General features: G+C 35.0%; 15 protein-coding genes. 1 reads left to right on the plus strand and 14 read right to left on the minus strand.

Translation table 11 applies throughout. The features are described from left to right. Positions 1-39 precede the first annotated feature (39 nt). The 13 genes from IR010_RS07270 to IR010_RS07330 all read right to left on the minus strand — a co-directional run bounded on the left by IR010_RS07270 (position 40) and on the right by IR010_RS07330 (position 20,946). Positions 40-672, minus strand: coding sequence for a hypothetical protein (locus tag IR010_RS07270; RefSeq protein ID WP_194602796.1), 633 nt, complete (start codon positions 670-672; stop codon positions 40-42). A 128-nt stretch (positions 673-800) separates the two neighbouring features. Continuing rightward, complete coding sequence (locus IR010_RS07275; protein WP_194602799.1) at positions 801-1,988, minus strand: aldose epimerase family protein; 1,188 nt, start codon at positions 1,986-1,988, stop codon at positions 801-803. 268 nt (positions 1,989-2,256) lie between these two features. Then, on the minus strand, positions 2,257-3,765 hold the full coding sequence (gene araA / locus IR010_RS07280) for an L-arabinose isomerase (protein ID WP_194602802.1): 1,509 nt from the start codon (positions 3,763-3,765) through the stop codon (positions 2,257-2,259). A 166-nt stretch (positions 3,766-3,931) separates the two neighbouring features. Next, positions 3,932-4,633: an L-ribulose-5-phosphate 4-epimerase gene (locus IR010_RS07285; RefSeq protein ID WP_194567713.1), complete on the minus strand. Its 702-nt coding sequence runs from the start codon at positions 4,631-4,633 to the stop codon at positions 3,932-3,934. Then, positions 4,617-6,308, minus strand: coding sequence for a ribulokinase (locus IR010_RS07290; protein WP_194602805.1), 1,692 nt, complete (start codon positions 6,306-6,308; stop codon positions 4,617-4,619). Before IR010_RS07290 ends, IR010_RS07285 begins: the two co-directional genes overlap by 17 nt. Positions 6,309-6,474: 166 nt before the next feature. Beyond that, on the minus strand, positions 6,475-8,460 hold the full coding sequence (locus tag IR010_RS07295) for an alpha-L-arabinofuranosidase C-terminal domain-containing protein (RefSeq protein ID WP_194602808.1): 1,986 nt from the start codon (positions 8,458-8,460) through the stop codon (positions 6,475-6,477). 335 nt (positions 8,461-8,795) lie between these two features. Beyond that, complete coding sequence (locus tag IR010_RS07300) at positions 8,796-10,781, minus strand: glycoside hydrolase family 127 protein (protein ID WP_194602811.1); 1,986 nt, start codon at positions 10,779-10,781, stop codon at positions 8,796-8,798. A 10-nt stretch (positions 10,782-10,791) separates the two neighbouring features. After that, positions 10,792-11,775 (minus strand): arabinan endo-1,5-alpha-L-arabinosidase, encoded by a 984-nt coding sequence (locus tag IR010_RS07305; protein WP_194602814.1) that lies wholly within the window; start codon positions 11,773-11,775, stop codon positions 10,792-10,794. Positions 11,776-11,863: 88 nt separating this feature from the next. Beyond that, positions 11,864-12,823 carry a glycoside hydrolase family 43 protein gene (locus IR010_RS07310; RefSeq protein ID WP_194567703.1) on the minus strand — a complete coding sequence of 320 codons (960 nt, stop codon included), beginning with the start codon at positions 12,821-12,823 and terminating at the stop codon, positions 11,864-11,866. A gap of 167 nt (positions 12,824-12,990) precedes the next feature. Next, entirely contained in the window at positions 12,991-14,616 is a 1,626-nt protein-coding gene (locus IR010_RS07315; RefSeq protein ID WP_194602817.1) for an arabinan endo-1,5-alpha-L-arabinosidase, read from the minus strand. Between the two features lie 11 nt (positions 14,617-14,627). Next, positions 14,628-16,175 carry an alpha-N-arabinofuranosidase gene (locus IR010_RS07320; protein WP_194602819.1) on the minus strand — a complete coding sequence of 516 codons (1,548 nt, stop codon included), beginning with the start codon at positions 16,173-16,175 and terminating at the stop codon, positions 14,628-14,630. Between the two features lie 134 nt (positions 16,176-16,309). Continuing rightward, positions 16,310-17,872: a RagB/SusD family nutrient uptake outer membrane protein gene (locus IR010_RS07325; RefSeq protein ID WP_194567699.1), complete on the minus strand. Its 1,563-nt coding sequence runs from the start codon at positions 17,870-17,872 to the stop codon at positions 16,310-16,312. A 29-nt stretch (positions 17,873-17,901) separates the two neighbouring features. Next, positions 17,902-20,946, minus strand: coding sequence for a SusC/RagA family TonB-linked outer membrane protein (locus tag IR010_RS07330; protein ID WP_194602823.1), 3,045 nt, complete (start codon positions 20,944-20,946; stop codon positions 17,902-17,904). Between the two features lie 555 nt (positions 20,947-21,501). Between IR010_RS07330 and IR010_RS07335 the strand changes: the two genes are divergently transcribed. After that, positions 21,502-22,191, plus strand: coding sequence for an NUDIX hydrolase (locus IR010_RS07335; protein ID WP_029271449.1), 690 nt, complete (start codon positions 21,502-21,504; stop codon positions 22,189-22,191). A 50-nt stretch (positions 22,192-22,241) separates the two neighbouring features. Here the strand turns inward: IR010_RS07335 and IR010_RS07340 are convergent, their stop codons facing one another. Further along, positions 22,242-23,240, minus strand: a complete 999-nt coding sequence (locus tag IR010_RS07340; RefSeq protein ID WP_029271448.1) for a GntR family transcriptional regulator — start codon at positions 23,238-23,240, stop codon at positions 22,242-22,244. Positions 23,241-23,337: the final 97 nt, after the last annotated feature.

Consider the following 23,337-nt stretch of genomic DNA (forward strand, 5'->3'; position numbering starts at 1 on the left):
TCTTTTTGCAATTAATTATTCTATTTCAAATCACTATTGTTATGGTCTTTGTTCTGAATCTATTTTGCCAATAAACCATTTAGCATTTATTTTTTTTAAAGTATACTTATAATTTACTCCAGATATAGGCAGATAAAACCTAACTTCAGAAGTAAAATCATCTTTTTGAGTAATTAGATATTTACTTTCTTCAATATTTGGGAAAACATCTTCAAGAGATTCCTGAGTAAAAAAGAAGCGGTCATAATCAAATCCATATGGCGGGCCATCATTTTCTGGATTTTTCTTAAAATATTCATCTCCATCAACGAATATTTGCTTTTCATTTTTCAGAAAATTATCCGTTAAAAAACCACTCTTTTTCAATTCGGTTATATATTTATCGACTTCGCTGAAATTTACAAAATAGTTTTGCGGCTCTTTATTTTCTTCTACATATGATCCACCTTCAATTGTATTAAACTTATATAATGCATCTAGATTTTTAATATACCATTTCATGAAGTTTTTGACTAGATCTACTTGTTCTTTATCTACAGAATTAGTTTGTAGCTCTTTATGAATGGAGTCAACTTTAATTATTGATTTATTATCTAATGGACTAGTTTCTTTATTTTGACAACTTTGAAGAAATAAAATTGAAAATAAGATGACGCTTATTTTTCTTTTCATATTAAGGTTTTCAGTTTTCTGATTATTTATCAAATGTAACAAAGAAAGAATTATTAAATAAAAAACCTCGAAAGCATGACTTTCGAGGTTTCTTAAAGAATTACTAAACTAATAAACAAATCCTAAAACTATTTCTTTACTGAGAATTTAAAAGTAGTTTTAGTTTTATAATTTTCTCCCGGGTTTAAAACCGTTGTTGGGAAGTTTTTCTGGTTTGGAGAATCCGGATAATGTTCTGTTTCTAAACAAAGTCCGGTTCTGTGTGCAAAAGTTCCTCCTCCGTTTGGCATTGGCAGAGTTCCGTCTAGGAAATTTCCAGAGTAAAACTGAATTCCAGGTTCATCGGTTGTCATTTCTAAAACCCTTCCGCTGGCAGCGTGATACACTTTTGCGATTATTGTTTTTCCTTTTTCAGGATTGTTCAACACCCAGCAGTGATCGTAACCTTTTCCTCTTTCTAATTGTTCGTTTTTAGCTTCGATGTCTTTTCCAATTAATTTTGGTTTTCTGAAATCGAAAGGCGTATTGTCAACATCTTCTAATTTTCCTGTCGGAATTAAAGTTGCATCTACCGGAACTAATTTATCTGCATTCAAAGTCAATTCATGATCTAAGATTGTTTTGGTAAAATCTCCAGATAAATTAAAGTAAGAATGCTGAGTCAGATTCACAACCGTTTTCTTATCAGTCGTTGCTTCGTAAAGAACATCTAACTGATTATCATTTGTCAATGTATACGTTACAAAAACTTTTAGATTTCCAGGATAACCTTCTTCCATATCTTTACTTAAGTATGATAATTTCAAAGAAGCTGTGTTTCCTGATTTCACCTCATCGGCTTTCCAAACCACATTAAAATATCCTTGCGGTCCACCGTGCAAAGCATTTGGTGCGTTATTGATTGCCAATTGATATTCTTTTCCATCTAAAGTAAATTTCCCTTTAGCAATTCGGTTGCCGTATCTTCCAATCAAAGCTCCAAAAAACGGATTTTCTTTTTCATATTGTGCCAAAGAATTAAATCCTATTACCACATTTTCAGAAACGCCGTCTTTATTAGGCACTTTTAAATCTGTAATTCTGCCACCAAAAGTGATGATGTCTACTTCCATCCCATTTTGGTTTTTCAATTTATAACTGTCTACTTTTTCTCCTTTAGCAGTTGTACCATAAGAAGATTTTTCAATCGTAACTGTAGCTTTTTCATCAGAAGAAACTGTTGTAGTATCCATTTTTTTATCGCTTTTACATTGAACTGAAACTGCAGCCAGACTTAACAGGCTTAAACCGAAAACGCAACGTTTTAATACATTCATAATTTGATAATTTTGTGGTTATTGTGAAATGTTAGATATTGAAAATAATCTGTCAGACGTTAAAAAATGCTATATTTTGACGCGGATTAGACAGATTCGTTTCACGAAGACGCGGATTTACACGGATTTTTTAATATTAAAATCCTTTCATCTGCGCTTTTGCGTTAGCAAATCTGTTTTATCAGCGTTTTATTTTCACAAAGTGATTTATTACCCAGCAAGCTAAAAGTAACAAAAACTTAGAACCTTAGCAACTTAGTATCTCAGACTACAATCCATGTTGAAACAAATGGTAATAGGCTTCGTTGGCATTGATTTTATCTTTGAAATCTCTCACCGTAGTTTTTTCGTCAATTACCAATAATTCGATTCCCGCGATATCGGCAAAATCTTCCATGTATTCTGTTGTTAATGACTGGCTGTAAACTGTATGATGCGCACCGCCAGCTAAAATCCAAACTGTTGCAGCGATATCAAGATTTGGTTTACAATCCCATAGAACTCTTGCAACTGGTAATTTTGGTAATTCTGCCATTGGTTTAATTGCTTCTACTTCATTTACAATTAAACGGAAACGAGTTCCCATGTCTACAAGCGAAACGTTGATTGCATCTCCAGCAGGCGAATTAAATACCAAACGAGCCGGATCTTCTTTTCCGCCAATTCCTAAAGGATGCACTTCGCAAGAAGGTTTTCCATCTGCAATAGATGGACAGATTTCCAACATGTGAGAACCTAAAACATACGATTTTTGAGGTGTGAAGTGGTAGGTGTAATCTTCCATGAAAGAAGTTCCGCCTTCCAAACCAATATTCATTACTTTTAAAGCTCTTACCATTGCAGCTGTTTTCCAGTCGCCTTCGCCACCAAAACCATAACCATCGGCCATTAATCTTTGTGTAGCAATTCCTGGTAATTGTTTCCAAGCTCCAAGGTTTTCAAATGTATCTGTAAAAGCACCAAAACCTCCTTCTTCAAGGAAAGCTCTTAATCCTAATTCGATTTTTGCAGCTTCAACAAGTGAACTTCTTTGCGCTCCGCCTTCTTTTAAAGAATCGGTTAAAGTATACGATTGTTCGTAAACAGCCAATAAATCATTTAGTTCTTTTTCTGTTACTTTCTCGATATGTTTGGTAACATCTGAAGAATCGTATCCGTTTACCGAAACTCCAAAACGAATTTGAGCTTCTACTTTATCGCCTTCTGTAACGGCAACTTCACGCATATTATCTCCAATACGAGCTACTTTTAGGTTTTGAAGTTCGTCCCATCCTAAAACGACTCTTGACCAGATTCCTAATTTTTTCTGCACTCTTTCGTCTTCCCAATGTCCTACAACCACTTTACGTTTTTTGCGCATTCTTGACATGATAAAACCAAACTCACGATCTCCGTGAGCAGATTGGTTCAAGTTCATAAAATCCATGTCGATGCTTCCCCACGGAATTTCAGCATTGTATTGTGTATGCAAATGGCATAATGGTTTTTTCAAAATACTCAAACCGCCAATCCACATTTTTGCTGGAGAGAAAGTGTGCATCCAAGCAATAATTCCGATACAGTTTTTAGCTGAATTTGCCGCCAAACATACATCTAAAATCTGCGAAGGCGATTTTACCACATCTTTGTAAACTACTTTTACAGGAATACTAGACGAAGCGTCTAATCCTTTTGCAATGATCTGAGAATGTTCTGCTACTTTTCTAAGTGTTTCTTCACCGTATAATTCTTGGCTTCCTACTACAAACCATACTTCTTTTTGAGAAATGTCTATCATTTTGTTATTTTGTTTCAAGTTTTCCTTGTTTCAGGTTTCAGGTTCTGAAATGCGGAAAATCTTATTGTTATGTTATTATTTTTATTTTGTTGTGTTTGTTTCGCGTTCCAAGTTTCACTTTCCAACAACTTGAAACTTGAAACAAGGAAAACCTGAAACAAAACTATTACTGTCCGTAGTACGAATCTTTTCCGTGTTTGCGGTTGTAATGTTTCTTTATTAAGGAATCTTTTAATCTTGGTGCGTTTGGGTTGATTTGTAAAGTCAGGTACGCCATTTCGGCAACTACTTCCAGAACTTTACTGTTGTAAACCGCTTTTGCTGCATTTTTACCCCATGCAAACGGACCGTGATTTCCAATTAAAATCATTTCTACTTCTTCATAAGAAAGATTTTTTTCTTTGAAACAATCCAAAATCTGAATTCCGGTATTGTGTTCGTAGTTGCCTTCAATAAGCGAATCTGCCATGGGCGGTGCGCACGGAATATCAGCTGTTAAATGATCGGCATGAGTTGTTCCGAAAATTGGAATATCCTGCTGTGCCTGCGCCCAAGCAACCGAATATGTTGCGTGCGTATGTGCAACGCCTCCAATATTTGGCCAGTTTTTGTACAAATAAGCATGCGTTTTAGTATCTGACGAGGGACGCATTGTTCCTTCGATTATGTTATTATCAAAATCGACAATTACAATATCTTCTGGTTTTAAATCTTCGTAAGGAACACCGCTTGGTTTAATGGCAAAAACACCATTTTCTCTGTCGACAGCGCTTACGTTTCCGAATGTGTAGACTACCAAATTCAATGCATTTAACTGCATATTTGCTTCATAACATTCTTGTTTTAAATCTTTATAAAGAGAGCTCATGCTGTGCTGTTTTAAGGTTTGGATCTGCGAAAGCGCTTAATTGATCGTAAGCAATCAGCAATTTGTTGTACGCTGCTACTTTGTCTAATTGAGGAAAATATTCTCCGTCAAAATCGCTTCCTATTTTTTGGCTTGCTTCGATTACGTTTCCATAAATTCCGGCTGCAACGGCTGCGTAGATTGCGGCACCTAAAGCTGGAGTCTGGTCTGAAGCTGCAATTTTAATTGGCTTGTTTAAAACATTGGCCAAAGTCTGCATGATAAAAGGCGATTTACGGGCAACACCACCGATTCCGATCACGCTGTCGATTTTTACTCCTTCTTCTTCAAAACGATCAACAATTTTCTTCGCACCAAAACAGATTGCATTTACTAAAGCTTTAAAAATATGAGGCGCTTTTGTTCCTAATGATAAATTTGAAATCGCGCTTTTTAATTCCTGATTCGCATCCGGAGTTCTTCTTCCATTAATCCAGTCTAAAGCAATTGGAAGACTTTCTGAAACTGGAATTTTCTCTGCTTCTTTTGTCAATTCAACAATTAATTTATCGCTGAATTCTTCTCTCAATTGTTCTTTTTGAGTTTCATTTAAAAGAGATGACGAACCTAATAAATGTTCCGTCGGCCACATTAATAATTCTTTATACCAAGCCAATAAATCTCCAAAAGCAGATTGTCCTGCTTCTAAACCAATAAATCCAGGAATTACAGAACCATCAACTTGTCCGCAGATGCCACGAACGGTTTTTGTTCCCACTTCATCATAAGAACCAACCAAAATATCACAGGTTGAAGTTCCCATAACGCGGACTAAAGTATTTTCTTCAATTTTAGCTCCAACCGCTCCAGAATGTGCATCAAAAGTTCCAACTGCTACAACTGTTTCTGTTGAAAGCCCTAAACGATCTGCCCATTCTTTGCTTAAATTTCCGGCAACTAAATCTGATGTATAGGTTTCATCATATAAATTACCGCGAAGCTGTGCTAAATATGGATGTAATTTTTCTAAGAATTCAACTGGAGGAAGTCCGTTCCAGTCTTCGTGCCACATTGCTTTATGTCCTGCGGCGCAACGGCTTCTTTTAAATGTTTTTAAATCTTTATCTTCTATTAACAAATATGTCATTAAATCGCAGTGTTCCATCCAAGTGTACGCTGCATTTCTAACCGCTTCGTCTTGTCTTGCAATGTGGAGGATTTTTGCCCAAAACCATTCCGATGAATAAATTCCTCCAACGTATTTGGTAACGTCTTCTCCGCCCCAGCTTACTGCCAGTTCGTTTATTTCGTTTGCTTCATTTATAGAAGTGTGATCTTTCCACAACACCATCATCGCATTTGGATTTTCTTCAAAACCTTTTGTCAATGCCAATGGGATTCCATCTTTTGTAACTGGAACCGGAGAAGATCCCGTTGTATCAATACAAATTCCTCGTACCAATTTTGAATCAACTTTGCTTTCTTTTACAACATTTTGAATCGTAATTTCTAATCCTTCGATATGATCCAAAGGATGTTGGCGAAATTGATTTATCGACGCGTCACAATATTGCTTGTTTTTCCATCTTTTGTAATGAGAAACATTCGATGCCAGCTCCTGTCCATTTTCAGTGTCAATCAGAACCGCGCGAACAGAATCTGTTCCGTAGTCCAATCCTATAACGTAATTTTTCATTCGATTCATTTTATAATAATGACAAATATAATTATAATTCATTTATAAGTGTACAACAAACACTTAATAAAAATTAGCTCTTGAATTTTTACAAATAATGTATCAAAACAAGCGTTTAAGGTCAAAACAGAAAACAAACGTTAGTTTTACATTTATTCTGTTGCGATTATTTCATCTTAATTTTCAAAACGGTAACCGCATACGCAGGAAAATCATATTGAACTTTATTGCCATTTACTTTAAATTCGCTTTCTTTTGGACTAATTTTAGTTGGAGATTCAAATGAATTCTCATCATTTATTCCATCGCCTTTTAAGATTATTGCCGTTCCTTTCGAATCTAATTTTGCTCCTTTTAAATCAATTGAAACATTTTGAGAAGTTCCTGATGTATTCACAATTTTCAGAATTACTTCTTTAGAATTTACATCTTTTACTGCAGATGCAAACAAATCATTCTGACCTGTTACCGCTTTTCCATCTTTCGTAATATTGATCAAATCAGTTCCTTTATTATTTGAAAATAACTTTTGAACATAATAATTTGGTGTTCCATAAGATTGCAAATTGTTAAACCAAATCATATCCGGAGTCCATTGCCAGCCTTCAACGTGTGCTAATAAAGGCGCATAAGAGGTTAATTGAACGACCTCTGCATTACGTTCCATTCCGGTCATAAAGGCTGCTTCAGAAAAAGCACATTCCCAGTTGTTTTTGTTTAATGGGCTTGCGATTCCAACACTTTGCGCTGCATATTCTCCAGCAAAAATCTTTGGTCCTTTTCGGTCGTAATTATCGTAACGCGTTACATTTTTACGAAACCATTCCGGATCTTTATAATAATGTTCGTCAACAATTTCAGCATTTAGCTTTTTAAGTGCTGCCATGCCATAATCGTAAAAATCTCCATCAGGGAAAGGCCCTGTTCCAGAAACAATTGTGATGTTTGGATATTTGGCTTTAATCGCTTTTTGAAACACTTTGAAACGCTCAATATAATCTGGCCCCCATTGTTCATTTCCAACTCCAATGAATTTTAAGTTGAATGGTTTTGGATGTCCCATAGCAGTTCTTACTTTCCCCCAAGCTGTCGTCGCATCACCATTTGCAAATTCAATTAAGTCTAAAGCATCCTGAACGTAAGGATCGATTTGATCCATCGGAACTAATTCTCCTGTATTGAACTGACAAGCCATTCCACAGCTTAAAATGGGAAGCGGAGAAGCGCCAATATCCTCAGAAAGTTGGAAATATTCGAAAAATCCCAAACCAAAACTTTGAAAATAATCTGGTGCAGGACGGTGTGAAAATTCCATGTTCCAACGGTTCACAGCAGTTTCTCTATCTTCAACATTTCCAACTGATTTTTTCCATTGATAACGTTCTGCCAAAGTTCTTCCCTCAACAATACAACCCCCTGGGAAACGTAAAAATCCTGGTTTTAAATCGTATAATAATTGCACTAAATCTTTACGAAGTCCGTTTTTTCTTCCTGCCCAAGTATCTTCTGGAAATAATGAAATATTGTCTAAGTCAATTACACCGTTTCCTTCAAAAGTAATTTTCAATTTTGCTTTGGCTTCAGTTGCTGAAGATGTTAACTGCGCACTGTAGTTTGACCAGTCGCCTGATGTTGGCACGACCGAAGTTTCGCCTAGAACTTTATTGTTTTTGTCAACAAACTGGAATTTAATTTTAGAAATATTTCCTGAAATTTTTGAAGCTTTTAAAGTCAGATTATACTTTAAATCTTTCTTGATTCCCATTCCTCTGAATCCATCATTAATCAATTCGTACCCCGAAGCATCATTAATGGTAATTCGGCAGTAATTATGATTTGTTCCTTTTTGAGAATACTGAATCACATTTGCAATTCCAGATTCGGTGTTTAATTTATGACGGTCGCTTTTAGGCTGATTCCATCCCATTAACGGAAATTGGAATTCGAAAGATCTGTTTTTGATCATTTCGGCATACAATCCGCCATCTGCAGCAAAATTGATATCTTCAAAAAACACTCCATACATTGTTGGCTGAATTTTAGTTACTGTTTTGGCAACATCAACTTGAAGATTATTTTTTTGTGCCGAGGCTAAAAAGCCGTTCAGCAATAAACCGCAAAGGGTAATTTTTGTAATTAAATTGGACTTCATTTTTATTTAAATTTTGTTTTATTTGGTATAGTTATGATGCAAATAAAACGGGTTTTTATTTTCTAAACTTTGAATTTATTTTTAACACATAGAAACATAGAATTTGTTTTCTTAAAAAGGCATTTCATTTATATAAACAAACATAGCTATGTGTGCAAATCTAGATTTGTTTGATTCTCTTTTTTTAATTTATGTTTCTATGTGTTAAAATTTTGTTTCTCGCAGATTTTGCAGATTAGGTAGATTTATTTTCTAATCTTTTCTAATCCTTAATTCAGAGAAAATCTTGATTCTTTCTTCTTGGCTCTATTCTCTTTATTCTATAATCTATTTTCTCAATTCTCATAATCTAACCAAACTTTCATTTTTCCTACACCTCGGTTTGACCAGCTGTAATATGGAATTGCTTTGAATTTTGAGTTCTCAATTACATTTACGCCTTGCAATAAATTGGCTTCTTTTTTTACTTGGAAAGTATCTCCGACGCTTACATTTACTTTATCAAAATTGTTTTTATTATCAATTTCTTCTACTGCGTAAACTATTGGTCCGTATTCTAATGAAACTTTATTTTTATTGGTTTCTACTTTTAAATTTGTTTCCACTTCCTGAACTTCCATTGGAAAATTGAGGTTGATTTTATCTCCTTTTTTCCAATTTCTTTTAATTGTGAAATAGCCATTTTCTGGTTGAATTTCCAATATTTCTCCATTCAAGTTAATAGTTGCTTTTTGAGTCGAAGCTTTTTTATAACTGTATAAATCGCCTGGCAAAACTTCATTTCTTGCCCAGCCCGGAACGCGAAGTTTAATTGTAAATTGACCTTCTTTTTTCGGATCAACAGAGATTACAACTTTTCCATTCCAAGGATATCCAGTTTGCTGCGAAATCTTCAAATCAGTTTTTCCTAAGGTGAAAGAAGCATTGTTTGAAGCATACAAATTCACATATAAAATATATTGAGATTTTGAATAAATAAGCCCCGGAATTGAAGGTACAAATCGAATTAAATTGGTTGGACAACACGAACAGTCAAACCAAGCCTGACGTGTGCAGGATCCTCTATTTGATTTAAAAATGCCATCAGATTCTAACGCATTTGGGTAGAAAAATTCTTTTCCGTCTAATGAAATTCCAGAAATTAATCCGTTGTACATTGTTCTTTCGATGACATCAAAATATTGCGATTTTCCGGTTAAATTGTGCAGTCTGTGATTCCAATACACATCTCCAATGGCAGCACAGGTTTCGTTATATGCGGTTAAATTTGGCAATTCGTAATTATTTCCAAAAGCTTCTCCATCGTGTCTTGATCCGATTCCGCCAGTGATGTACATTTTTTTATTGACCATATTGGTCCACAAATTATTTATGGCATCCGTATAACCTTTATCTTTTGTCATTGCGGCAATATCGGTCATTCCTGCATACATATAAACCGCTCTCACTGCGTGTCCTACAACTTCATTTTGCTGTACGACCGGAATATGATCCTGAGCATATTCGCCATATAATTTATGATTGTTAGGGTTTCCGCGATTGTCTAAATAGTATTTTGCCAGTTTCAAATAATCTTCTTTTCCTGTAATTTGATACAATTTGATCAAGCCTGTTTCTACAATTTGATGTCCCGGAACTCCTTTTACCTGATCTGGACCATCGCCAAAAGTTCTGACTAATAAGTCTGCATTTTTGATCGCGATATCCAAAAAATTTCTTTTTCCCGTAGCTTCATAATGTACAACAGCTGCTTCAATCAAATGTCCAGCATTGTAACATTCATGACTGATTTGTAAAGATTCCCAACGTTTTCCTTCAATAACAGGAACCCACGGCGCTGGTGGTTTCGCCGGATTTATAGTTCGCCAAGTCGTTAAATAGCCGTCTTTTTCCTGACCAATTTTTACAATGGCAATTAACGAATCTAAAACGCGATCCAGTTTAGGATTTGGTGCGCTGATTAAAGTATTCGAAGCGCCTTCGATAATTTTATAAACATCAGTATCATCAAAAGGCATTTGTCCTCTTACTGTTCCTGTTTTTTGTTTTCCGGCAATTAAAAAATTCTCAAAACGGCCTTCTTCATTGCATTTCTGAATGGCATATGCAATCGTAACTTCCTGTACTCTTTTGATAATCGGCAACCAAAAAGAATCTGTCAATTTTACATTTTGAATGTTGACCGGTTCAATTTCGTAACCCGCTTTTAGAGCAGAAGTTTTATCACTCGATTGCACTACATCATTTCTGGTTTCTTTGCAGGAAATCAAAATGAGCAGTGACATGAAAATCGTTAAAATTGGAAAATTATATTTTTTCATTGTATTGATTCTATTTTAAGATTGGCCATAAATTGGCATCCCATTGCATTTCTTTTACTATTAATCTTGGTGTTCCGTTGGTTTTCTTTTCGTAGGCATGGTAAAAAATATAATCTTTTCCATCAAATGTATAAGCACTGTTATGGCCAACGCCAAAGTAATTTTCGTCGCCCTGAACTACGATACTTCCTCCGCCTTCGCTTAATGGTTTTCCTTCCTTATCCACATAAGGTCCAGTTACATTTTTAGATCTACCAACTACTACTTTATAAGTGCTTTTTTCTCCGCGACAGCATAAATCCCAGGAAAGAAATTGATAGTAATAACCGTTTTTCTTAAAAATAAAAGGAGCTTCAAGCGCGCCATCTCCGGGATCAGAATCTGCTAATTCAAAAGTTCTTTTACGTTTCGAGATCGTGTGCCATTCCTGTGGCTGTGCAATTGATTTTAAATCCGGATTTAATTTTACCATTTTTAATCCTTCCCAAAAAGAACCAAAAGACAACCAAGGTGTATTGTTCTCATCGAAAATTAAATTAGGATCTATGGCGTTCCACATATCGCGATTGGGTTGTGACTGAATGACAATTCCCTGATCGACCCATTTGTAATTTTTATCTTTTGAATCTAAAGTTGTGTTTGTCGCTACGCCAATCGCCGATGTATTTTTAGCGAAAGCAGAAACCGAATAATACAGATAATAAGTATTGTTATGAAATGAAATATCTGGTGCCCAAATATGGTTTTTAAAGTCGGCTGCAACGCCATCTGCCCAAACGGGTTTTTCGGTAAAAACCTGTGGTTCCTTATTCCATTTTTTTAAATCTTTTGAACTGAAAACACTGATTCCTTTTCCGGTACAATACAAATAATAAGTGTCTTTTTGTTTGATGACAACGGGGTCGTGCACGACAATTTCTTGCGCAAACGACACTGAATTAATTAGCAATATTAGTACAGAAAGCGCTTGTTGTATGTTTTTTTTGTAAACCATATAAGTGATATAAGTAATTAAAGTTTTGAGCTGACTGAAAACTTTTTTAAATTATATAAGCAAAACTGAAACTGTGACTGAATACTAACTATTGAATTCCTTCAGAAGTCATAATAATTCTTTTCATCGTTCCATCTTTGTTATAATATAATTTATCGACACAAACAGATCTTCTAAAGCTTCCTCCATCTGGAATCGTGGCTCCGTTGTGATAAATGAAATACGACTGTCCTTTAAAATCTATAATCGATTGATGATTGGTGTTGCTGTTGCCGGCAATTTCATTCAAAATTCCTTTAAATTCCCACGGACCTGTAATTGATTTGCTCATTGCGTAGGCAATTTTTTCTGGAAACTCATACGCATACGACAAATAATACCAGCCTTTGTGTTTGTGAATCCAAGGTGCTTCTGTAAAATGCGGTAAATCAATCGTCTGAATTGGGCCGTCTAATTCAAGCATGTTTTCTTTTAATTTGGCATAATGACAAACAGTATTTCCCCAGATTAAATACGCCTGACCATCATCATCAATATAAACTGTTGGGTCAATATCATCCCAGCTTATTTTGGTGTGTGTGGTCATATCATTTGTAATCAAAGCTTTTCCTAATGCATCTTTAAAAGGTCCAGTCGGACTGTCAGAAACTGCAATTCCTATTGATTTTCCATGAATCGTTCCGTGTGAAACTGTTACATACCAGTAGAATTTTCCGTTTCTTTCAATTACCTGCGAAGCCCATGCATCTCCTTTTGCCCATGCAAAATCAGTTGTTTTTAATGGCACCGGATGCGATTCCCATTTTTTCATGTCTGAAGAAGAATACACCACCCATTCGTTCATCTTATAAAAATTAAAATCTTTTGCAGCTTCGTCATGACCGGCATATAAATACACTTTGTCTTTGTAAACCAACGCCGCAGGATCGCCTGTGTATTGATCTTTAATAATTGGATTATTAAATTTTGCTGGGTCAATCTGGCTTTGAACTTTTTGACAAAAGGCAAGCAAAACTAAAAGTGAGAGGCTTGTAATTGTATTTTTCATTGTGATTTATTTTAGAACATAGTTTCTGTGCGTTAAATGTTTTTTTACGCAGATTTTGCTGATTAAGCATATCTTTCTTTTAATCCTTTAATTGATGAATATTACTTAAACCAAAGAATAATCCATTTGAAAAAGGTCTGGAATTTGGAATTTAAAAATTGATATTTCTAATTGACTTTCTTTCCCCAAACTGGCAATCCAGAAGCCGTTAATCCTGAATAACTTAAAGTTACTTTTCTGGTTGCTAATTCCCAATCCCAAGCATCGGTAACATTGCATTTTACGCCATTAACAGTTAAGATTTTTTTTGTACTGTTATACGACCAAGTTCCTGTTGCGTCACCGCTTACTTTTTTATCAGCTGTTAAATAAATAGTGCCGGCTTTTTGAATTATTTTGTATTGATAATTCATTGTAATCTGTTCCCAAGTTCCTATGAAATTTGCTTCGGTAATTGTTGTTGTCGGAACTCCCGCATAACGTTCTGCTTCAACAACCGGCCAGCCATCTTCTGTCCATTGAATACCGCGAACATGTCCCATCATAACTGCGTTTGAAACATTAATTCCCGCCACACCTTCTGGCAAACGAGCCTGCGAAGCATAATACCATTGTTTTGTGTCTGGATTTTGAAAAACTGCACAATGCGAAATTCCAACCCAGCCCGTATGATTTTTAAATCCGTACGGATGTGTCAGCATTGGGTAACAATCTGCTCCAGTTGTTATGCTGCTGCCACTGATTGTCAAATAAGGGCCAAGAATATTTTTTGATCGCGCAACACGAGTATTATACGCAACTGATAATTCATCATAAGCCAAAAACAAATAATAATATTGAGTGTCTGGATTATAGATTATTTCTGGTCCTTCAAGGGCTTGCCAGCGGTTTGTACTTACGTTTCCTCGGCCTGCAATTCGAACTCCGTAATCTTCGATTGTTTTTAATTTATCTGGTTTTCCTGTGGCTGGATTTAGTTTTAAAGCTGCAATTCCAGAATGCCAAGAACCATAAATTAAATATTGATCGCCTTCTGGAGTCTGAATAAAACTAGGATCGATTGCGTTGAATTTAAAATAAGCATCCCAGTCATTTCCTCCATTTCGAACATAACTTTTTACTCCGTCAGGTTCAGAACAAACGACCATTCCTTTATCAACCCAATTATTTGAAGCCAAATCATCTGTTTCGGCCAAGCCAATAAAAGCGCGTTCTGACCAAGAAGTATTGGTATCTGTTCCCACAATCGGATTCGTTACGACAATACTATAATACATTCTGAATTTGTTTCCGACTTTTCGAACACATGGTGCCCAATATCCATAATTTGGATTTGCAATTGGAGGAAGAGCAGGCGACATTCTTGCTCTTTTATTATTCAATGAATCTTTTACCCAAGCCGGAGCCTGCGTCATCGAAGATCCCATAAATTCCCAATTGATTAAATCTTTAGATCTTCTGTAAAAAAAATGTCCATTGCCTTCTGTTGCATTTCCATACGAAGCATCGGTTTGGTACATATAATAATATTCTCCCGATTTTTCTACCGATGGATCATGCACGTTGGCTAAATTCCATTGCGTTCTGTTTCCCCAGCTTGAAATTGAAGTGTAATTATCTGCATAAGTCGGTCCCGGAAAAGCTGGCGTAACCACAGGAGGATCAACCACAACCGGAGGATCTGGATTTACAGGTGTCTCAGGATCATCTTTTGAACAACTGAACGCCATTACTACAACTAAAAAAACTCCGATGTATGAGCCAATTTTCAGAATGGAATTTGATTTTTTCATTTCGCTATATTTTATTTTCCTTCTAAAACAACTACTGAGAAAGGAGGAATCGTAATTTCAAGTTTTCCTTTTTTATTTTCGAAACCTTTAAAAACTGTCGGAACAATTTTATTTGGCGTTTCGAATGAATTGTAATCTTGTAATTTAGCCGATGTTAAAACAATACCTGTGAAGTTTTTAACGCCAAGATCTTTAACATCAATCTCTATTTTATTTTTGTTTTTTGCATCAACATTTACCAATGAAATATGAACTGCTCCACTTTTATCTTTTGAGGCTGAAGCCGAAACTGCAGGAAGTGTTTCTCCGTTAAAAGTATAATTTGGAGAATTAAAACTTACCGGCAATAATTGCGCATCTTGATGAACACTGTACATTTTCATTACATGGTAAGTTGGCGTAGTAATCATTTTAGCTTTGTCTGTAAGAATTACTGCTTGCAAAACATTTACGCACTGCGCCAAATTTGCCATACGAACTCTGTCTGCATGATTGTTGAAAATATTAAGAGTAGCTCCAGCTAAAACAGCATCTCTCATGGTGTTTTGTTGGTACAAAAATCCAGGATTTGTTCCTTTTTCTACTTCGTACCAGCCGCCCCATTCGTCAACCATCATGGCAACTTTTTTATTAGGATCGTATTTGTCCATGATGGCGCTGTGTTTGGTAACGAGTTCTTCCATTATTAAAGCTGATTTCATAGTTTTGAAATAACCTTCTTCTGTAAAATTAACTGCGTCGCCTTTTTTACCCCAGTCAATTACAGCATAATGATGAACCCCAACACCGCCTAACATATTTAGCGGAATATTTTTCATTAAAACTTCTGTCCAATTATAATCGGCACTGTTTGATCCTGAAGCGATACGCGTAATACCTCCAGTATTTTCCCAATCCGACATGAAAGTGGCAAATTTTCTATATTCTCCAGCATAATATTCTGCTGTCATATTTCCTCCACAACCCCAAGCTTCATTTCCAATTCCCCAGAATTTTACTTTCCAAGGTTCTATTCTTCCATTCTTTTTACGCAAGTCACTCATCGGACTTTTACCGCTGAAGTTGGTATATTGAACCCAATCTGATAATTCCTGAACTGTTCCGCTCCCAACATTTCCAGACAAATAAGGTTCTGCACCAAGAAGCTCGCACATGTTCAAGAAATCATGCGTTCCAAAACTATTGTCTTCCGTTACACCGCCCCACCATTTGTTTACAATAGTTGGTCTTTGTTCTTTTGGTCCAATTCCGTCTTTCCAGTGATACGTATCGGCAAAACAGCCGCCTGGCCATCTTAAATTTGGAATTTTTAATTCTTTTAAAGCCGTAATAATATCATTTCTAACTCCGTTTGTGTTTGGTATTTTAGAAGTATCTCCCACAAAAAAACCACCATAAATACAGCGTCCTAAATGTTCAGCAAAATGCCCGTAGATATTTTTATTGATGATTGGAGCGTCTGCATTATTTTTGATGCTAACAACTGTAGTTTCATTTTGAGCGAAACTAACCTGATTACAAAGAGTAATAAGAAATGTAATTAAAAGTGCTTTTTTCATAATGTGTTTATGTTATAATATCATGTGAAGATTCTTAAGCCTTCAAATGATATCTTGTATTCTACTAATTTATAATAAAGTCTCCGTTTTCAGTCAGTTAAAATGGAGACTGAAAACGGAGACTGAAAACTTTTTTAATAACTACTGTTCTGAACTGTTCCTGGATTATTGTCCATTTCCAATTGTGGAATTGGAAAAAATTCTCTTCCTGGCGCATAGGAGTTAAACTCAACATCTCTTGATTTTAACCACGCCAGTTTTGCAGCATCCTGCAGCCATCCCCAACGACGAATATCATCAAAACGGTGTCCTTCAAGAGGAAATTCTAAAAATCTCTCGTGACCAATTTGCTCTCTCATTGTGGTTTGTGTCAATCCTGGTTTTGCCGTTGCTAAATCAGGCAGACCCACTCTGTCTCTTACTTTTTGAATGTAAGTATAGGCTCCCGGAGTATCTCCTGTTTCATTTAAACATTCTGCATACATTAACAAAATGTCTGCATAGCGCAATAAACGCTCGTTAATACCTGAACGCCAATCGTATTCATCTGCAAATTGACCATCGGAATTTTGGTATTTTCTACAAAATATATCATTTAAGTCGGCAGGGCTTGTTGCGTAAAAAGTCGCAAAATCTTTACCGTATAATTGCATACCGCCTGGTTTGTTGTAGAAAATCGTAGCATCTAAACGAGGATCAACAGCTCCAGTTTTTGTTTTTTCCTGCTGAAATTCATTAAACAATGTCCAAGAAGGCTGTACATCTGTCCATCCAAAAGCTCTTGGCGCATAAGTAATGGCACGAGCTGATGTTTTTCCCCATCCAGAAGCGGGAGCACCGCCCCAACCTAAATCAACACCGCCTGCATCTCTGCTGAATTGTACTTCAAAAAGAGACTCAGAATTGTTTTCATTTGCAGTTGTAAAATTATCACGGTAGTTTGATACTAAAGCATAAACTCCTAAATCTATAACTTGCTTAAACGCAGTTTTTGCATTAGCGAAATCTTTAGTAAACAAATAGGCTTTTCCTAAATATCCTAAAGCAGCACCTTTTGTAGCACGGCCTTTTTGACCTTTATCTATGCCTGTAATTCCGTCGTATGAAGTTGGCAACAAATCTGCAGCAGCTTTGAAATCGGCAATAACTTGCGCCCATCCTTCAGCTTCTGTTTTCTGCGGATAATAAACCGCAATATCTGTTGGCAACGGAACATTTTTGAACATGTTTACTGCATGAAACAAATACAATCCTCTTAAAAAATAAGCCTGTCCTAAAATTCTGTTTTTAAGCGCTGCGTCTTCAAATTGAATATTTGGCACATTGGCCAGAACTTGATTGGCACGATAAATTCCTTGGTAATAGGTTTCGTAAGCCCATCCATAAATTGCAGGATCTGTTGGGTTTGAATTAAAACGTCCGACATTATACATTGCACCCCAAGGGCTGTTGCTTCGTGTATCATCTGCTTTTAAATCTAAAAGCAATGGCGTGCTTCTCATGTACGTTCCGTCTGTCAATAAACTTCCATACGCAGCGTTTACACCTTCAATAGCATCTTGATCTGTTTTCCAAAATGAACCCGCAGTTTCTACGTTTGGGTCAACTTGAAGTAAATCTTCATTTTCAACACAGCTTGTCGTTACAACTGCAAGAGAAAAGAAAACGGTTATATAATTAAATATTTTATATTTCATTGTGATTCGTTTTTAATTGTTAGGCTAGTTTAAAAATTCACTTCAACACCCAAAGAAATTGTTCTCGGATTTGGGAATGATCCAGCGTCATACCCTCTAGAAAATAATCCGTCATTGTAATTAAAATCTGGATCGTAACCTTTGTATTTGCTAATGATTAATAAGTTTTGACCATTAACATACAATTTCGCTTTCTGAATAAACAAATCTTTTGGTAACGGAATTTCGTATCCAATTTCCATCGTTTGTAATTTGATGTAATCGCCGCTTTCAATAAATCTGTCAGAATCTCTTGCGTTGCCATTTGGATCTCCAATTATTGGTCGCGGTACATTTGTATTGGTATTTGTCGGAGTCCAATAATTCAAAGCATCAACATGGCTGTTTCCATATTGTTCAGTCATTAAATTGCGGTACAATCCGTTAAATACTTTGTTGCCGCCTGAACCTTGCCAAAACATTGAGAAATCCCAATTTTTATAATTTGCACTAAAATTAAATCCGTAACTGTATTTTGGAATTGCAACTCCCATATACGTTCTGTCTGCATCTGTAATGGCACCATCACCATTAATATCTTTAAACTTAACATCTCCAACTCCCGCATTTGTCTGTGTTGGCGATGAAGCTAAATCAGCTGCATTTTGAAAAATTCCTGCAGTTTGATAAGCATAAATTTCTCCTATAGATCTTCCTACTTCTGTTTTTGAAGCTGCTCCATAAATTGGATTTCCGTTCAAACCAATCTGAAGAACCTCATTTTTCAATGTTCCTAAATTCGCTGAAATACTGTATTTGAATTCGTGGTGATTGTTGTTATATGTTGTTGTAAACTCTAATCCATTGTTTTTTACTGCTCCCGCATTAGTTGTAATACTTGCCGGAAATGCTCCAGTTGAGTAAGGAAGCGGAACTCCAATTAATAAATCGGTTGATTTTTTTTGATAATATTCTGCCGTTAACTGCAAGTCATTATTAAAAAATCCAAGTTCGATCGCAACGTTAGAAGTTGCTGTTTTTTCCCAGTGTACATTTGGATCTATAGCACTTACCACAGTTGTTCCAGGTGCAAGTGTATTATTGAAATTGTATCCTGCAAAGGCATTAATTGTTGGAGAATAGGCGTAAACTCCAATAGTGTTGTTTCCTAATTCTCCGTAACCTCCTCTTATTTTAATGGTATTGAACCAATCTGGTAATTTTAAAAACTTTTCATTGCTCAATTTCCAAGCTCCAGAAAAAGAGTAGAAGTTTCCTGTATTGTTATCTTCGCTGAAAAGTGATGTTTTATCTTGTCTGAAATTTCCAGTAATAAAATAACGATCATCATAAGAATAATTCAAACGGCTCAAGTAAGAAACGTTTGTAACTGTATTTTTATATTCTCCTGCGCTTGTAGCATCAGCATATTGAATTTGGCTGATTTCGCCGGGTGTATATCCAACTCCTCTTGACCAATGTCTGTAGTAATCATTTCGCTCTTGAATCCATCCTGCCAAAGCATCGATTTTATGCTTTCCAAGTGAAAATTCATACGTTAGTAAATTGTTTACGAAAGTTCTTGACTGATTTCCGTTATCAACATCTAAAGAAGCCTCATCATTTGTAGTAATATAATACCATCCTAAATCACTCGGCGGAATAAATTTTCTGTTTTGAAAATCTAATCTGTCAAAGCTTAAATCTATTTTATACTTTAAGCCTTTAACAATTTCTAGTTCTCCCCAGATATCTCCAATAAAACGATTTCTTTTTCCGTTGTTGGTAATCAAATTATTGTACCCGATAACGTTCATCGAAATAGCTCTTTGAGTCAAATTATCTGTACCGCCATATCCTCCAAGTCTGTTCGGATCATAAACCGGCATAGTTGGCACCGCACCTAATAAATCAACAATTGCAGATTGTCCTGCATTGTATTCATTAAAGTTTTCTTTGTCAGATTGTGTATATCCAATTTTTGAACCGTATTTGAATTTTCCTTTTTTTCCATATAAATTTAAACTCGTAGAAAATCTTTCGTAGTCTTGAGGCGAATTTAAATAACTGGTATTTTTAAAATAATCCACATTCATATTGTACCCTAAGCTTTCAGCACCGCCGTTAAAAGTAAGCGACTGGTTCTGTACAATTCCGGTTTGAAAAGCTTCATTCTGCCAATTTGTATTTACATTGTTGATATAAGAAGGACTTGTAGGATCATTTCCTGGTGCAATTCCCAAACCTGCATTTAATTCTGCGGCAGTAGTAATTTTTTGATATCCAACTCGGTCTGTCAAATCCCATTTTCTGGCTCCATTTTGAAAACCTACAAGCGATTTGTATTTAATATCTAATTTACCGCTTTTTCCTTTTTTAGTCGTAATAATTACGACGCCATTTGCTCCCTGAACACCATAAATCGCTGCTGAAGAGGCATCTTTTAAAACCTGCATCGACTCGATATCTCCAGGTGCAAAATCGTTCGGGTTTGCTACAATCATTCCATCAATAACAAAAAGAGGATTGTTGTTTGTAAATGAATTTATACCTCTAATTTTCACGTTTACAAATCCTCCAGGCTCTCCAGATGATTGTACTGTAACTCCCGCAACCTGGCCCTGAAGCATTTTTGCCGGATCATAGGTTACTGTTTTTTTAGCAGCTTCCATATCTACGACACCGATTGAACCTGTAAGATCAGATTTCTTTTGTGTACCGTAACCTACAACAACTACTTCATTTAATTTATTAGTGTCTTCACTTAATGAAATGCTTATTTTTGATTGATCTCCTACTGCGATTTCTTGGTTCTGAAATCCGATAAATGAAAAGACTAAAATATCATTTGGTGATGCTTTAATCGAATACTCTCCGTCAAATCCAGTTACGGCAACTGTTTTGGTTCCTTTAATCATAATATTTACTCCCGGCAAAGGCAAGTTGTCTTGTGCCGAAGTAACTACTCCGCCAATCACTTTGCCTTGAGCCGACATTTGATTAGCAGAAAATAGCAACATTAGTAAGGCTAAAAGCCATTCTTTTTTTGGCAATAAATAATTGCAATAAAAAATTAATTGTTGGTTTGTTATCATAGTGGTTTAAATAGGTTAGTTAGTGTTACAATTATAAGTGTTAATTTTACATTTGTAAATTTAACTAAAAAAAAAGGTGAAAAACAAATTAATATCATAAAAAAAGTGCTGAAAAAAAATACATATCGTAAATTAAGTGTGAAATACACATTAATAAATTGATGTTTTTTTCAAAAAAAAGATTTTTTTGGAGTGTTAATTGTGTAAAAATTACACTTTTGGTCAAAAACCAGCTTTTTAATCAAAAAAATAAGTTTGAGGAAAAAAGTATAAACAGACTGTTTTATAGTTATTTGAAAAGTCAAAATTTGTTATTTTGTAAAAAAAATCCTGTTTAGAATTGTTTTTTTACGGCTCAAATGAATCATTTTTTGAAAAAAAAGAAGATTTTTTACAACGAAAACGTTTGAAAAAGATAAATTGTAATCAAATTTGAAGTTCTCGATCCCATTTTTTAACTTTTCTTTAGTTATAAAATTATTAAGTGTGAAATCTACATTAATAAATTATGAAACCTATTAGGAAGTTTATATATTTACCAATAAAAAATTGAATATGCTAAACAGTTATAGCTCCGCTGATAAAGCTTTATTAGCAGTAGATTGCATTATTTTTGGGTTTGACCATCAAGGTTTGAAAATCCTTTTAATCAAAAGAGATTTTGAACCTGAAAAGGGAAAATGGTCTTTGATTGGAGGTTTCCTAAAACGAGATGAAGTCTTGGACAATGCTGCCATTCGAATTTTAAATACATATACAGGTTTAAACGACATTTATATGGAGCAGTTATATGCTTACAGTGAAATTGATCGTGATCCAGTAGAAAGAACCATTTCGGTTTCCTATTATGCCTTGATTAATATCGAAAATCATAATGCTGAACTAATCAAAAATTACCATGCACAATGGTTTAGCATTACCGATGCGCCAAACTTAATTTTTGATCATAACGAAATGGTGCAGCATGCAATAAGAAGATTACGCTATAGAACTTCAATAAAACCAATTGGGTTTGAATTGCTTCCTGAAAAATTTACAATGCGTCAGTTATTAGAATTGTACGAGGCAATTTTGAGCAAAGAATTAGACAAACGAAACTTTATAAGCAAAATAAATTCGTTAGAAATCTTAAATAAACTTGACGAAAAAGACATGCAGTCTTCTAGAAAAGGATCTTATTTGTACACTTTTAATAAAGAAAAATACGAAGAAAAATTACTGAATGATTTTGTACTGAATTTATAAAAAAATTAACCACGGGGTTGAACTGCTTAAACCCGTGGGCTAAAATTATTTTAAATAGAATTTCGCATAATCAAAGAAGATTTGTTTTCAATTTGTTCATTCTTTCCTTTCAACACCATTTCTGCCAAAATTTTTCCCATCATTTCAAAGTGAGTAGAAATGGTTGTAATACCGTTTGCTACTACTTTTTTTAATGGGGTTTCATTATATGATATGATTCCGAAATCAGCTCCTAATTTAAAATTTTGATTTCGAGCGGTTTCGATTACGCGAACCAAATCGCGATCATTTGGAATAATGTACATGTCGCCTAAAGTTATTTCTCTGTTTGTAAATTCGGTAATAATTTCGTGTTCAAAATTATATTCGTTACAAAATTCTTCAAAGCCTAATTTCATACCGAGAGGTTCTCTAAAACCTGGAAAAATCAAAATCAGTTTTTTATATTTATTCAGTCGCACTTTTCCTTTTACCAATCCTTCAAAAATATCTTTTTTATGATTTTGATAAATCGCAGGATACGATTTTAAATCAGGATTTGTCTGATCTAATATAATTACATCATTTACTGGTAGGGTTTTTATCAAATTAACTATATCGTTTAAGTTAGTTGGCATGATGATGTATTTGGTGTAATTTCCGTTGCTGTCATTTATTAGCTTTTGAAAAACCTGAACATTAAAATGATGAAAGAAAATATCGACCTGAACATTTTTTCCAATGTTTTTTAAAAACGAATTATAGATGTCTTCTTTAAAAATATTCAACTCGTCAAAAAGTAAAAAAATCTTCTGTTTGATACTGATTTCAACGCTTTTCACATAATATCCTTTACCCGGAATGGCATAAATTATTCCTCTTTTTTTAAGTTCATCGTATCCAAGCAATACAGTATCGCGCGATAAAGAAAAAGCCAGACAAACTTTATTTACAGATGGAAGACGATCACCTTTTACCAATTTTTCTTCTTCAATTGCTTTTTCAATTGAAAGAATTATCTGCTTATATTTTGGCAAACCGATATTGTTTTGGATTGAAATGATATTCATGAAAATTGATTTTTTTGGCAATATACAAAAAACTGGTAGGTACTGGTATGGAAACTTAAAGAATGTTTCTATTTTTGAATTTCACTTTTGGTAAAAA

This window comes from Flavobacterium sp. MR2016-29 (genome assembly GCF_015350695.1).
In the GTDB taxonomy this organism is placed as follows: Bacteria; Bacteroidota; Bacteroidia; order Flavobacteriales; family Flavobacteriaceae; genus Flavobacterium.

Coding starts and splice junctions, on each gene's coding strand:
- IR010_RS07270 (WP_194602796.1), bottom strand. CDS start 672: ATGAAAAGAAAAATAAGCGTCATCTTATTTTCAATTTTATTTCTTCAA.
- IR010_RS07275 (WP_194602799.1), bottom strand. CDS start 1,988: ATGAATGTATTAAAACGTTGCGTTTTCGGTTTAAGCCTGTTAAGTCTG.
- araA (WP_194602802.1), bottom strand. CDS start 3,765: ATGATAGACATTTCTCAAAAAGAAGTATGGTTTGTAGTAGGAAGCCAA.
- IR010_RS07285 (WP_194567713.1), bottom strand. CDS start 4,633: ATGAGCTCTCTTTATAAAGATTTAAAACAAGAATGTTATGAAGCAAAT.
- IR010_RS07290 (WP_194602805.1), bottom strand. CDS start 6,308: ATGAAAAATTACGTTATAGGATTGGACTACGGAACAGATTCTGTTCGC.
- IR010_RS07295 (WP_194602808.1), bottom strand. CDS start 8,460: ATGAAGTCCAATTTAATTACAAAAATTACCCTTTGCGGTTTATTGCTG.
- IR010_RS07300 (WP_194602811.1), bottom strand. CDS start 10,781: ATGAAAAAATATAATTTTCCAATTTTAACGATTTTCATGTCACTGCTC.
- IR010_RS07305 (WP_194602814.1), bottom strand. CDS start 11,775: ATGGTTTACAAAAAAAACATACAACAAGCGCTTTCTGTACTAATATTG.
- IR010_RS07310 (WP_194567703.1), bottom strand. CDS start 12,823: ATGAAAAATACAATTACAAGCCTCTCACTTTTAGTTTTGCTTGCCTTT.
- IR010_RS07315 (WP_194602817.1), bottom strand. CDS start 14,616: ATGAAAAAATCAAATTCCATTCTGAAAATTGGCTCATACATCGGAGTT.
- IR010_RS07320 (WP_194602819.1), bottom strand. CDS start 16,175: ATGAAAAAAGCACTTTTAATTACATTTCTTATTACTCTTTGTAATCAG.
- IR010_RS07325 (WP_194567699.1), bottom strand. CDS start 17,872: ATGAAATATAAAATATTTAATTATATAACCGTTTTCTTTTCTCTTGCA.
- IR010_RS07330 (WP_194602823.1), bottom strand. CDS start 20,946: ATGATAACAAACCAACAATTAATTTTTTATTGCAATTATTTATTGCCA.
- IR010_RS07335 (WP_029271449.1), top strand. CDS start 21,502: ATGCTAAACAGTTATAGCTCCGCTGATAAAGCTTTATTAGCAGTAGAT.
- IR010_RS07340 (WP_029271448.1), bottom strand. CDS start 23,240: ATGAATATCATTTCAATCCAAAACAATATCGGTTTGCCAAAATATAAG.